We start from the raw sequence: 13,959 nt of genomic DNA, 5'->3' as shown, positions 1-13,959 counted from the left end.
TTCAATACTTTTTGCTTGCATGATATTGTGAAAATACTTTGGGTAAAAGATAAATATGAAAATATTATTAGACGCAGACGGTTCACCAGTGCGCGAAATATGTGAAAGGCTCTGCCAAAAATACGGGGCAAGGCTTCTCTTGGTAAAAAATTACAGCCAGGACTTCTTGCCAACTTATGGCGAAGTCATTAGCGTTGACATCTCCAAGGAAGCAGCCGACATCTACATTGCCAATCATGCAACAAGTGAAGACTTAGTCATAACAAATGACAAGGGTCTATCTTCCCTTGCCCTTTCAAAAAAGGCAAGAGTCATGGACTTTCAAGGTAACTTCATAGACGATGACAACATAGTAGCCATGCTAGAAAGCCGTCACTTTAAGAGAAAAATGCGAGAGAGACAAGTTTATTTTAATATTGCAAAAAGAGATAATAGTGCCGATGAAGAATTTTATAGGGCCCTAGATAAATTTTTGGAGGAAAATAATATGCTTACACTATTTGTTTCAAGCCTCTGCCCAGACTGTCCACCTGCAATTACAGCAGTAAAAGAAAAAAATTTGGACTGCGAAATTGTAGACATAACGGCATCAATGGCAAACTTGAAGAGATTTTTAAAGGAGAGGGACTTCTCCGAGGACTTTGACGAAATTGTTGAAGAAAATCGCGTTGGCGTGCCTGCACTTAAGCGCGACGACGAATTTTACTTTTTTGATGGAAACTTAGATGAATTTTTAGAGGGATAATATGGATTTTAATGAATTTAGAGAATTGGCGAAAAAAAGAGAGTCATGTAGAGACTATGACCCAGATAGAGAAGTTGAAATAGAAAAAATTGAGGCTTGCCTTGAAACTATGAAGCTTGCACCATCAGCTTGCAATGCACAGCCCTACTACTATTACCTTGTCCACGGCGACGATGCAAAAAACCTTTCAAAATACTTTCAACTTGGCAAGATGAACTCCTTCACCAAAGATGTATCTGCCTTTGCCATTGTCACAGAAGAAAATTACAACTTGTCTGCCAAGATTGGCTCAAGTGTAAAGAATCAAGACTACAAGTCCATTGACATAGGCATTTCTGCTGCCTACTTTACAGCAGAAGCCACAAGCCTTGGACTATCAACTTGTATAATCGGTTGGTTTGACGAAGAAAAGTTGCAAAAATTTTTAAAGACCAAGAGCAAAATCAGACTTGTAATAGCTATTGGCTACGCAAAAAATGACGATTTGCGCGAGAAAAAAAGAAAGACATCTGATGCTTTATACAAAATAATTACAGAAGACTGATAAAAAGAAGGTGATGTTGCATAATAGATGATTCTACTCTGCAACATCACCTTAAAATTTATTTTTTAGTTTTTAAAGCTGTGTACTGGAGCAGGAATAAATCCTCCTCTTGCGGCAAATCTTTCACTGCTTCCCACATGGACTGGAATTATTGGAGCTGAACCAAGTAATCCGCCAAAGGTTGCTTCTTCGCCAACGCCCTTTCCTATTACTGGGATGAGTCTTACAGCCGTTGTCTTTTGATTTATAATTCCAATCATGGCTTCGTCGGCAATTATGGCAGCAAGTGTTGATGCCTTAGTGTCTCCTGGAATTGCAATCATGTCGAGACCAACTGAACACACGCAAGTCATTGCTTCAAGCTTATCTAGTCCAATGTGACCATTTCTTGCAGCTTCAATCATGCCCTCGTCTTCACTTACTGGTATGAAGGCACCAGAAAGTCCGCCAACATGGTCAGATGCCATGATTCCACCTTTTTTCACTGCGTCATTTAACATGGCAAGGGCAGCTGTAGTTCCATGTCCTCCTGCAAATTCTACGCCAATTTCTTCTAGGATTCTTGCAACAGAATCACCAATGGCTGGTGTTGGTGCAAGGGACAAGTCAATTGTGCCAAAGGGAACTCCCACCTTATTGGCAACTTCTGTGCCGATTAGTTCGCCAAGCCTTGTGATTTTAAAGGCAGTCTTCTTAATAGTTTCTGAAACTACATCAAAGCTTTCGCCCTTAACTTTTTCTAGGGCATACTTAACAACACCTGGACCAGAAACTCCAACATGAAGGACTACATCCCCCATGCCAACTCCGTGAAAGGCTCCTGCCATAAAGGGATTGTCTTCCACTGCATTGGCAAAGACAACAAGTTTTGCACAGCCAATGGAGTCTGCATCCTTAGTATTTTCTGCAGTGGCAACAATTTTTTCACCAATTAATTTAACTGCATCCATGTTTAGACCTTTTTTTGTTGTCCCAACATTTACTGAAGCACAAACTTTTTCTGTTTCAGCAAGGGCGCGAGGAATTGAATTTATTAAAATTTCATCAGATGGCGTCATCTCTCCATGAACTAGGGCAGAAAAACCACCTATGAAGTCAACGCCAATTTCCTTTGCAGCCCTATCTAGTGTCCTTGCAAATTCTGTGTAGTCTTTTTCTTCAGTTGCCCCTGCTATAAGTGCAATAGGTGTAACTGAAACTCTCTTGTTTACAATTTCTACGCCATATTTTTTACCGATTTCATTGGCGTATTCAACTAAGTGCTTGCCGTACTTAATAATTTTATTGTAAATTTTTTCGCGAGCAGCCTCTCCATCTTTATCTATACAGTCTAAAAGTGATATGCCAAGAGTTACGGTCCTAATGTCTAGGTTCTCTTGGTCAAGCATCCTAACTGTCTCTAATATTCTTCTCTTATCCATAATAGCTCCTTAAATTTGGTGCATCTTGTCGAAGATACCTTGGTGTTGAACCCTAATAGAAAGATCTAATTCTTCGCCAAGTTTTTCGTAGGCGTCAACAACTTCTTGGAACTCAACATTCATCTTAGTCAAGTCAACTATTACAATCATTGTAAAGTAGTCGTCTAAAATTGTTTGTGTGATGTCCACAATATTTAAGTCAAATTCCACCATCTTCTTTACTACTTCGTATACAATACCGATTTTGTCACTACCAATAACAGTTATTACAGCTCTCATAGCATCCCCCTTATTTAAAATTACAACCATTATACCATAATTTAAGCCTTTAATATTATTTTTGTAATTGAATCTCCTCTTGCTTTATTATATTATAAGTTAAAAGGGTGGTAATATGAAAAAATTTAAAATCATTATAATTTCTTTAATTGCAATTTTATTTTTCACTGCTTGTGGCAAAAATAAAAATTCCAACGAAGAAGATCTAGCTGAAAAAAATAAAGTTGAAGAAAGTGAAAAGGAAAAAGTAAATGAGCCAGAAATAAAACTCCTTATTGCAAGAGAAAATCTTGGCGAGTCTAGTGAAAAATTTCCTCTTGCAGAAATTCTTGGCGACTTGACTTTAGATGACTACGAAAGAATTTTTATGGGAGTGAGCTTTAATAACAAGGACACACAAAAGACTGAAGATAAAGCAGGAGATCTAATGATTTATTCTCACGGTAGAATAGTTAAACTTTCCAAGGAAAAAGTAGATGGTATTTATAAAAACGAAGAAATTAGAAAAGAAAATTCAAAATTAATTGAGTCAAAGGATAATTTAAGGGACAAGGTCCTAGGACTTTTGCTTTCAAATCAAGTTCAAAATATTGAAACTATGAAGAACCCTGGCGACTACCAAATTTATTATACTCATCTTGTTAAGGACTTCTTTGAAGATGGAAAATTAATTTTTCTTGCAATTGTAACTAATGAAAATTATTCCTACAAGAATGGAATTTTTAATGACGAATCTGGCTACACTGTTCCTATGGAACTTCGCTATGTCCTAGACCATGATAAGAATTTTGTCTTTGATGAAAAGATTGAAGCTATGGATGGGGCAGGATACGGACCTTCTATTGAAAAAATGGCTCGCGGTGACGATGACATCTCTGGCAAATTGATGTTTTCTGATAGAAGAAAGGAACACTACGATAGATTAATGGAAGAATTATTTTACAAGGCTCAGGAAAGTGGACTAAAGGACTTCACCCACAAGCTTGAAGAGATTCCTGGCTACGAAAAAGATGTGGTCTACATTGAAAATGGACCAAACCATTACCCAGGCACAATAGAAATTGCCAAGAAAAAGGACTACGAAGAGGCAAAAAAGAAAGTGGGAACAGAAAACTGGCCTCACTGCGACGGAATCCTCTACCACGAAAAAACAGGAATAGCAGTAAAATGGACAGTTGATTATTTTGAATAAAAATAATTTAAAAAAATTAATAAAAATCTAGGATTTTTTTATTCAATAATATGTATTTTTATTATTAGGAGGGGGAGTAATACCCATTCGGGCACACAGAGGTCATCGGAAGGCCCTTTCCTACTCCTAAGAATCTACAAGAAAAAGCAAATGTTGGGGAATCAAAATCAAAGGCTTTGACATTAAAAGAAATTAATAATATTCAGAACGTAGGACTATCTGTGTTTACAGTTTATCAAAATGGAGGATATTATCCAAAATATTTTGCAAATGATAGCCAGGGAACAATAGACGCTCAGATTGGATATATTTTTGTATTAAAGTTTAATCTTAGTTGAATTGTATCATTAACTAGTGTATAGTTAGTTAGTTAATTAATGATGATGTATTTTTAACGGTTTTCATAAATACATTGTATCAAAAAAAGACGAGGATTTTTATGTTTCCTCGTCTTTTTTCTATATAGGGGTCTTTATAGGGGTCTTTTTCAACAACACCTTTTATTAAAATCACGTATCCCATTTTAAAAATAAAATTTCATTTTTTCTTCATCAAATATAATGGCTATAAAATTTCCATATACATTTTAGTCATTATATTTGAAAATTTAAAAATAAAACTTCATTTAATGATTTTCAATGAATTTTTATTGTTTTTTAATAAAGAATTGGATAAAAATAAACCTCAGCTCTTACACTGAGATTTACTTTAACTTGTGATTTTATTTAATCATGTTTACAATCATTTGAGCGACTTCTGCCCTAGTTAAATTATCTTTAGGTCCAAAAGTTCCATCATCACGTCCAACTAATAGACCCTTTTCTGTTGCTTCTTTTACATCTTTTGATGCCCAGTCAGAAATCTTATTTTGATCCTTAAATTTAGGAGCTTCTAGATTCTTTACTTTTATATCAAATTTTTCAGCAAATAAATTTAGTATTCTCGCAATTTCTTCACGAGTTATCTCTCTATCTCCTCCAAAAGTATTATCTTCATAGCCTACTATAATACCATTTTTGATTGCCCAATTTACATAAGCAGATTCTTCTGAATTTGCATCAACATCTTTCAAAGACTTGCCTTTATATTTTTCCACATCAATTTTTTTGAATCTTCCCAATGCCTTTACTACACTATATCTTGTAGCATTTTTATTTGGTTTAAATTCATTTCCTATTAAGTCAATTAAATTATTTTCAAGTGCGTAATTTATTGAATCTTTAGCCCAATGTCCATCAATATCAGTAACTTTTCCAGAATTTTTTGTTAAATTTTTATTTGCAATTTCCTTTCCCTTTTTTAATGCATCTTCTTTTGTGAATATACTTGATTTTGATACATAAACAGGATGAGTTTCTGTTCGATCATGATGTCTAGGGAAGAGTCTTATTGGTTCTTCTCTTGTGTCATCTTTTTCTGGTTGAGTAGGAGTTGGTTTAGTTGGTTCAACTGAATTATCTTCTTCTGGTTCTGTTTTTTCTACTTTTTCAAATATAGCATTTATTGTTAAATCTTGGTCTAATTCGCCTACAAACTCTTTGTCCCAACCTTTAAATTTATATCCATCAAGTCCTTCTACTTCTGGTGCCATTTTTTCTAATTTTGTTGCATCAAAATTCATTGGAAGAACTCTTGTATTTAGAATTACGCCATCTTCATTTGGTACGAATTTCCCTTTGTTTTCATCAACTTTAAAAGTAACTCTAACTTCTGATGGCTTTACTGGTGTTGGATCTTCTTTTATAATTTTAAAGCTATCTACAATATTCTTGTCGCTAGTTCTATAAGTTGTTACTTCAATAGAATTATCTGTGATTTTTAGGTTTGAAATATTTGGAATATATTCTTGATTTTTAAATGCTGAAAATTCAAAGTTTTGATTCTTCATTATATTGTAATGTTTGGAGCCTGATGCCGAGTTTGTTGTTACATATATAATTCCCTTTGGATTTACATATTCACTCGGTGCTTTTCCTTCTTCTCCATTTTCCCATTCAATTATTGGTTTTGTTCCATCCATTACATGAGTTCTTGTATAAACGTGATCGTGTCCATTTAATACAAGATCAATTTTGTTTTCTTTAAATATAGGAACAAGTGTTGATCTCATATTACTAATATATCCATCTAATGCATGAGAGGCTACTGTATATGGAGGGTGGTGGAATGCCACTACTTTCCATTTTACATTTGGATTTTCTGCGATTGCTTTTTTAATTGTCGATTTATGCTCAGCATAATCTCTATTATTTGAGTTTAAGCAAATAAATAAAGTATTATTATAAACATAGTAGTAATTGCTTCCTGCTGTTGTTTTACCTTCTTCTTGAACATTTGAAAATTTAAAATGTTCAGTGTAGGCCCTGTTTCCAGAGTCATGATTACCAATTACTGTTGCAAGTGTAAGGCCTTTAAATCCTTCTCTATTAATGTATTCATCATATTGTTCTTCATCAGATGATGTATTTACTTGGTCTCCAAGTGATAGTAAGAATGACGCATTGGGATCTATACTTGGTAAAAGTTTTAAAGTTTTATCCCATCCTTCTTTACCATTTAAATATCCACCTGAACCTATTTGAGGGTCCCCTGCAATAAAGAAACTAAAATCTTCTGTTCCTTGTGTTTTAAAATTTACTACTTCAGAAACTGTTTCTCCATTAGAATATCTATACATATACTCAGTATTTGGTTTTAATCCTTCAAGTGTAACAGAATTACTTGAGAATCCTTTTTTATTTACTTTTTCGATTACATTTGCATCTAAAACTGTTGCACCTGTAAAGTCTTTATCTACATTAGCTTCTTTAAATTCAAACTTTCCTGGTACATTAGTATTTGAATACCATGTGAAATTTCTTTCAGAAGGATCTTTTCCTATTGTCAATATGGCATTTGTTTGAATACTTCCTGCTTCTGGTTCTGGTGGTAATTCTTTAAAATAACCATCATAAGCTGCAAAAAATATATCTGAGGATGTTGCTCTTCCTTGATGGATTTCAACTGCTATATAATTATCTCCATTATTATTCCAAAACTCTTGTAACTGTTTTGGTGTAATTGTAACCTCTTCTCTTATTGGATCTCCTTGATTTGATCCTCCATAAGATAAATTAGTAGGATATCCACCTTCTGGAACTGATCCTTCAAAAACAACATTCCCATTTAAGTAAACTATTGCAGCGTCGTCATACTCAATATTAAATATTGCAGCCTTACCTTCTTGTGGTTTTTCAGTTTCAAGCTTATGAAGGAAGAAGTACGCCTCTATGTCCTCTTTATTTTCTTTATATTGTTTTAGTAAAACACCTTCATTATATGGTTGGATAGTAGATAGCTCGCCTCTCTTGGCCGAAAAATCAGACTTAGTTGTTTCTTTTAATTCTGTTCCCTCTTTAAAGTCTCCCTTTGTCCAAGAATATCTATCATTTTCCTTTCCAGGATCTTGACCAGAATCTACATAAACCCATTTAGTTTCATTATATTTGAAAAAATCTGGTTCATCTAAATAATCTCCTGCTGCTTCTACTACATTTGTGTTAATTGCTACCTTATTATCATTAATTTCTAAACCAAGTGGCGAAAACACTGATAATAACATTAACACAACTAAAAATAAACTGAATTTTTTTCTCATCTTTTTACCTCCTCTTCAGTCAAATTTATTATTTCATAAATTTGTAAAGATAAAGAATTTTTCTTGTAATAGATTTATAAATATTTTGTAAATTTATCTTCTTTTTAATTTGATTTTTTCTTTTTTATAGATTACTCCTGATAGATAAGCACTAACTGGAACCATTATAATTACTACTGCTGTACCTATGAGCGAATTGACAAGTTCAACAGCAAAAAAATCTGAACTAACTAATTGATTAAAATCAACTCCATAGGATATTAAAACTAAAACTGTAGCTATGGAGCTTCCCAAAAATGCAAATACCAAAGTATCGACCATAGTACCTATAATATCCTTTCCTATTACCATCCCAGATTTAAAAAGTTCTATTTTTGTTATTTTAGGATTTTTCACATATATCTCATGAAGTGCAGAAGATATTGAAACGGAAACGTCCTTACAAGCTCCATAGGTTGCTATGGCAACACCTGCAAACATAAGAGGATATATTTGTAATCCTGTTTTTGAATTTATAAGTAAGAGTCCTTCTACATCAGCTAAATTATATCCACTTAAATGTGTGAAATAAGATGAAATATAAAAACATATTGCAGCAGATATAAATCCAACTGACACACTTATTAAGTTTACAAGTCCAATTAATGTGTAACCTTGGAGTATTACAACCGAATAAATACTTCCCAAGACACAGGTTAATATTGTAATCCATACTGGCGAATGTCCCAAATATATTAGAGGGATCATAAAACAAAACATTAAATATAAACTTATAAAAAGTGATGCCGCAGATTTTATCCCCTTTGACTTTCCAATTGCATATAACATTATTAAAAATAAAATTAACATAATAGCTATTGGGACAGATCTGTCGTAATTATAAATTGTATAATATGGCTCAATCCCCTTTGGTTCGTCCACATAAACTATTACCTTAGAACCTTCCTCTAAGTACACAGAATGTTCCGAAAATAAATTATTTTCTATAGTTATTGGTTTATCAAACCTTTTATTTTTCATTTCAACCAAAACTTTTTGGGATCCAGTCTTTAAATTTGGATAACTCTCAACTGTATCTTCATCTAAAACTTTTATAACCTTACCCTTCTCATAAGAAACTGCGTTTTGAACTATAACTGTATCTCCAAAGTCTACATCTTTCCAAAAAATAAAAATTAAAATTAAAATTAAAACTAACGCCCCGTTACAAATATATTTTATTTTTTTACTCATCCTTTCACTCCTTCTGCAAAATTATTGCATTCAAAAGTAAATTCTATATATATTTAATGTAAAATAAAATCTATTATCCCATCACTTATATAAAAAGGCTCTATGTCAAATATTGGTGAGACTCGTTAATTCGAGTCTCTCTTTTCATTTGATAAGTTGTAAAATTAAATGCGACACAAATAAAAAATAAAAACTCATACTAACTTCGTGTAAAGTGTTAATAACGGCAAAAACACACACGGAGGTTAATATGAGCTATAAAAATCTTACACTAAACGAAAGAAATAATATAGAGGTGTTAAACAAATAAAAAACCTCCTGTTATTTTTGTGTTCTGGTAAACCACAATTTATTTCAACATGGATGTCTTTTTTTATTAGTTTTTCATCGCTAAAGCTAAATTGAACCCCTGGTCTAACCAGGGATATTCTAATTACAAAAAGACGAGGATTTTTATGTTTCCTCGTCTTTTTTCTATATAGGGGTCTTTTGCAACAACCCCTTAATTTTCTCAAAAATTTATAAACTTACTTGCAAGCGTCAATAAATTTTTCAAAAATCATATTCATTTCCTTGTCGTCGTACATCATTTCTGGATGCCACTGTACTCCTAGGACGAATTTTTTGTCCTCAAGATAAGCTGCTTCAACAAGTCCTTCTTCTGAAAGTGCGGCAACCTTTAAGCCCCTTCCTAGTTCATTTATGCCTTGGTGGTGGTAGGAGTTTGTCCAAATTTCATCTCTCTTAAATATTTCATAGAGAGGAGAATTTTCAAAAATTTTTAATAAATGTGAGGGCTCATTTCTCAGCGAATTGTTAAGTGAATGGGCAGGGAAGCCTGCTGAAGGCAAGTCTTGGTGAATGGATCCGCCAAGTGTTACATTTAAAATTTGAAGACCTCTGCAAATTCCAAGTATAGGTAGGTCCCTTTCAAGGGCATATTGTGTCATAAAAATTTCTTGATGGTCTCTTAGGTTGTCAAAGTTGCCTGCCTTTCCACTGTTTCTTTCCTTATAGATTCTTGGGTTCACATCGTGACCGCCAGATAAAAGTAGTCCGTCAAGCTTATCGAGGATAAGACTCATGTCCTCTATGCTCTTTATGTTAGGAATTAAAATTGGCAGACCTCCATTTCTTTCTATGGCCCTAATATAATCAGTCGTCAATAGCTGCCAGTCTTGACCCTCTGCTCCAATCTCGCCAACATCTTTTTGAGAAAGTTCCCTAAGTGAATTCACAGAAATTCCTATAATTTTTTTCATAATTTTCCTCCCTTAAATTATCTTTAATTATATCAAAGAGAATCCTTATTGATAATAGGTAAGCTTCCATTTTGTCTTTCTTGATTAAAAAATAGGGCTGATATATAATTTAGGAATCAGAGGTGTTTTATGAACTTAAAGAGACAATTTTTCAAATTTGTTATCCCATCTATAATTGCTATGTGGGTCTTTTCAATTTACACAATTGTCGACGGATTTTTTGTAGCAAATTTTGCAGGTGAGTTAGAATTATCTGCAGTGACAATAGTTATTCCCTATGTGAATTTTCTCTTTGCCATTGCCATCATAACAGGCGTTGGCTCTCAAACCATAATTGGCATTGAGCTTGGCAAGGGAAATCGAGACGAGGCAAATAAGGTCTTTACCTTTATTCTTATTTTTATACTTGCCTTTGCAGGTCTTCTTGCCGCCCTTGCACTGATTTTTATGGATAAAATAATTTTATTTTTGGGGGCAAACTCAACCTTATTTCAACTGTCTCACGATTATTTATCTGTAATTGTATTCTTCTCGCCCTTTTATATAATTTCCTATGCCTTTGAAGTATTGGTAAAGGTGGATGGCTTTCCAAGGACTGCAATAATAGGTGCAGTTTCTGCCTGCCTTACAAATATTATTTTAGATTATATTTTAATCGACAAGTTTCACATGGGAGTGAGAGGTGCCGCTCTTGCTACGGGCATTGCACAGTTCTTATCTTGCGTCATTTTTTTCATTCACTTTAGGGCTGCCAAGGGCTATCTTCGCTTTGTGAAAATAAAAATGAGGGCAAAAGAAATTTTGTCCTATTTAAAGACAACTATTGCCTATGGCTTTGGCGAATTTATTTCTGAACTTAACACAGCAACCTTCGTCTTTATCTTTAACTTATTCATAATAAAATATATTTCGCCAGAATTTTTATCAGCCTATGCAGTTATAAATTACCTCTCCGTCTTTGCAAACTCAACCTTCCAAGGAGTCTGCCACGGAACTCTGCCACTCCTTTCCTACTATCATGGATCAGAAGAGCGAGAAAAAAGTTTAAAAATTATAAAAATGAGTTTCATCTTTATCTCTATAATTTCCATAATTATGTATGCCATATCATATTTTGGGGCAGAAAAATTATTTAATATGTTTTTAGAAAATAAAACTATGATTTCATCTTCCATTAGACCCCTAAGGCTTTACGCCTTGATGTTTTTATTGGCAGGACACAATTTATTTATAGCAACACTTTCTTCTGCCATTGGAAATCCAAAATATTCCATAGTAATAAATATAATGAGAGGATCAGTGGCCCTCTTCTTCTCCATTTACCTATGTGTAAGGCTTTTTGGAGCAAGATATTTATTCCTGGGAGCCTTTATATCTGAATTTATAGTATTTTTAATTGCAATGTATTCTCTAAAGAAGATGACAGAAAAACCAAAATTACAAAGAGCTTAAAAAAAGGAAGTCAAACATGGCTTCCTTTTACTTTGCATTATTTTTATTTTAAATTTTATTTTAGTCCAAATATTTTTTAAATTCTTCAGGAATATTTTCAGCCAGATAACCCAATCCACAAATGTCTGGACCAACATGGGCTGCTATTGTTTGACCTATCTCCAGTGACAAATATTTGTGGTAATTCTCTTTTTCTAGTTTAGAAATAAGGGGATTTAAAATTTCCTTGTCGTCTGCATAAACTGGGAAGACTCTGTCACTTCCATCTGATGTGGAATTTTCAGAAATAATTTCCACCATCCTTCTGTAGGATTTGTTTTTACCGCGCACAATTTCTGACACAAAAAGTTTTCCCTCTTCATCAACTTCAAGGATTGGCAAAATATTTAAGACGCTAGAGATTTTTGCCTTGGTCCTGGAAACTCTGCCGCCTTCATAGAGATATTTAAGGTCAAAAACTGTAAAGATGTGTTTGGTATTTTTAACTAAAAAATTTACCAGGCTAGTTACTTCTTCAAAGCTCGCTCCATTTTTTGCTGCAAGCCCTGCAAAGTATGTTATTTGACCAAAGCCAACTGAAGCTGCAAGGGAGTCAATGACTTCAATTTTTACAGGATATTTTTCTTCTATTTCCTTTTTTGCCATGCAGGCATTTTGAAAAGTTCCACTAAGTCCTGATGAAAGTGTGATGCAGATAAAACTAATGCCTTTACTTGCCAGGTCTTCAAATTTTTGTAAGTATTCGTAGTAAGTTATTTGACTAGTTTTAAAAAATTTGCCATCTCTCATCTCTTGGTAAATTTCTTTATTAGTCATTTCTTCTGGCAGGTCTTCTCCATCTTGATCTGTGCTTTTTATTTTTAAAACTTCTATATCAAGTTCTTCAATTGTCCTCATATCTAAGTCGCATGAAGAATCAGATATTATTTTAAATGCCATTTGTCCCTCCTGTGTGCTTATTTTAGCTTTTTTATTGTCTCTATTGTCTTATCTATTTCATCCTCATTGTTAAAATAGGAAAGTGAAAGTCTCACTATGCCCTGATTTTTTGTTCCCACTCTCTCGTGAAAGAGTGGCGCACAGTGGATTCCTCCCCTTGAGGCAATCTTACTCATCTTATATAATTTTTCTGAGATTTCTGATGAGGCATAGTCCTTATAGTTAAAGGAAACTATGGATGTATTTTTTTCATTTGAGTATAGTTTTATGCCAGGAATATCTCTTATGCCATAATAAAGTTTTTTGCGAAGACAGTGAATTTTTTCTGAAACTTCATCTATGCCTACTTCATCAATAAACTTTACCCCAGCGCCTAATGCAATAATTGAGTGAAAATTAATTGTCCCATATTCGAAGACATCGGGCATGTCTACTGGGTTAAATCTGTCAAAAGAATTTACTCCGCTGCCGCCAGTAAAGACATTTTTAAATTTTTCGCCAGACAAATCTATTATTGCCCCAGTGCCACTTGGACCAAAGAGAGCCTTGTGACCTGTTATGCAAAAAATTATCCTTGGATATTTTCTCTCATTAAATTTTATTTTCACTGTGCCTGCAGCCTGTGCTCCGTCAATTATTACTAAAAGATCATGGTCTATGGCAAAGTCATAAAGGTAATCTAAATCTGTCATAGCTCCACTTACATTGGATTCTGCAGTAATAACTATTGCCTTAGTGTTCTCCCTTAAATATTTATCCAATTCCTCTAATTTTAAATTAAAATTGTCATCAATGTCTATAAAAGAAAGTTCTACTCCCCTATCTTCAAGTTGATAGAGAGGCCTTAGGACAGAGTTGTGCTCTGTTAGGCTTGTAATAATGTGGTCGCCCTTTTTAAATAGAGAGGACAAAATTAAATTCAAAGATGTAGTTATATTTGCCGTAAAGGCAATATTAAGTGGATCTTCTATGCCAAAAAAATCTGCAATAATCTCCCGAGTATCGTAGACTGCCTGACTTGAATTTATAGCTTCATCATAAAATCCACGAGATGGATTGGAAAATTTTTTGCTGGCAAGAGCCTCATATAAAGTTTTTGCCACCACATCCGGTTTTATTAGGCTGGTAGATGAATTGTCTAAGTAAATCATTTTTCACCAATCCTTATAATTTTTCTAGCAGAATTTTCTTCTAGGAACTTATAAATTCCCTTGGGACAAATATTTTTTTCACACAAAAAAATTTTTGCCTCTTT

11 protein-coding genes are annotated in these 13,959 nt (G+C 33.7%); 4 read left to right on the top strand and 7 right to left on the bottom strand.

Translation table 11 applies throughout. The features are described from left to right. The first annotated feature begins 55 nt into the window (after positions 1–55). On the top strand, positions 56–745 hold the full coding sequence (locus tag HMPREF2801_RS07945) for a DUF188 domain-containing protein (RefSeq protein ID WP_070611675.1): 690 nt from the start codon (positions 56–58) through the stop codon (positions 743–745). A gap of 1 nt (position 746) precedes the next feature. Continuing rightward, entirely contained in the window at positions 747–1,289 is a 543-nt protein-coding gene (locus HMPREF2801_RS07940) for a nitroreductase family protein (protein WP_070611673.1), read from the top strand. Between the two features lie 65 nt (positions 1,290–1,354). Here HMPREF2801_RS07940 and HMPREF2801_RS07935 read toward each other — a convergent pair whose 3' ends face one another. Together HMPREF2801_RS07935 and HMPREF2801_RS07930 are read right to left on the bottom strand one after the other, a co-directional pair. Beyond that, positions 1,355–2,710, bottom strand: a complete 1,356-nt coding sequence (locus tag HMPREF2801_RS07935) for a PFL family protein (protein ID WP_070611671.1) — start codon at positions 2,708–2,710, stop codon at positions 1,355–1,357. A gap of 9 nt (positions 2,711–2,719) precedes the next feature. Then, positions 2,720–2,989: an ACT domain-containing protein gene (locus tag HMPREF2801_RS07930; RefSeq protein WP_019125287.1), complete on the bottom strand. Its 270-nt coding sequence runs from the start codon at positions 2,987–2,989 to the stop codon at positions 2,720–2,722. Between the two features lie 115 nt (positions 2,990–3,104). Between HMPREF2801_RS07930 and HMPREF2801_RS07925 the strand changes: the two genes are divergently transcribed. After that, positions 3,105–4,181 carry a hypothetical protein gene (locus HMPREF2801_RS07925; protein WP_070611669.1) on the top strand — a complete coding sequence of 359 codons (1,077 nt, stop codon included), beginning with the start codon at positions 3,105–3,107 and terminating at the stop codon, positions 4,179–4,181. 721 nt (positions 4,182–4,902) lie between these two features. Here HMPREF2801_RS07925 and HMPREF2801_RS07920 read toward each other — a convergent pair. The 3 genes from HMPREF2801_RS07920 to HMPREF2801_RS07910 all read right to left on the bottom strand — a co-directional run bounded on the left by HMPREF2801_RS07920 (position 4,903) and on the right by HMPREF2801_RS07910 (position 10,313). Next, the gene (locus HMPREF2801_RS07920) at positions 4,903–7,818 is read right to left on the bottom strand and encodes an S-layer homology domain-containing protein (RefSeq protein ID WP_070611667.1); all 2,916 of its coding nucleotides are present in this window, start codon (positions 7,816–7,818) and stop codon (positions 4,903–4,905) included. A gap of 93 nt (positions 7,819–7,911) precedes the next feature. Next, positions 7,912–9,051, bottom strand: coding sequence for a YibE/F family protein (locus tag HMPREF2801_RS07915; protein WP_083303736.1), 1,140 nt, complete (start codon positions 9,049–9,051; stop codon positions 7,912–7,914). A 527-nt stretch (positions 9,052–9,578) separates the two neighbouring features. Further along, a complete protein-coding gene (locus HMPREF2801_RS07910) occupies positions 9,579–10,313 on the bottom strand; it encodes a gamma-glutamyl-gamma-aminobutyrate hydrolase family protein (protein ID WP_070611666.1) in 735 nt (244 codons plus the stop codon). A gap of 129 nt (positions 10,314–10,442) precedes the next feature. Between HMPREF2801_RS07910 and HMPREF2801_RS07905 the strand changes: the two genes are divergently transcribed. After that, positions 10,443–11,765: an MATE family efflux transporter gene (locus tag HMPREF2801_RS07905; RefSeq protein ID WP_070611663.1), complete on the top strand. Its 1,323-nt coding sequence runs from the start codon at positions 10,443–10,445 to the stop codon at positions 11,763–11,765. Between the two features lie 60 nt (positions 11,766–11,825). On the opposite strand, the gene HMPREF2801_RS07900 is transcribed toward HMPREF2801_RS07905, so the two are convergent. Together HMPREF2801_RS07900 and HMPREF2801_RS07895 are read right to left on the bottom strand one after the other, a co-directional pair. Then, the gene (locus HMPREF2801_RS07900; RefSeq protein ID WP_070611662.1) at positions 11,826–12,704 is read right to left on the bottom strand and encodes a DegV family protein; all 879 of its coding nucleotides are present in this window, start codon (positions 12,702–12,704) and stop codon (positions 11,826–11,828) included. 17 nt (positions 12,705–12,721) lie between these two features. After that, positions 12,722–13,855: an aminotransferase class V-fold PLP-dependent enzyme gene (locus tag HMPREF2801_RS07895; protein ID WP_070611660.1), complete on the bottom strand. Its 1,134-nt coding sequence runs from the start codon at positions 13,853–13,855 to the stop codon at positions 12,722–12,724. Positions 13,856–13,959 lie beyond the last annotated feature (104 nt).

Source organism: Peptoniphilus sp. HMSC062D09 (assembly GCF_001811425.1).
In the GTDB taxonomy this organism is placed as follows: domain Bacteria; phylum Bacillota; class Clostridia; order Tissierellales; family Peptoniphilaceae; genus Peptoniphilus_A.
This window is presented reverse-complemented; position numbering and strand designations above follow the sequence as displayed.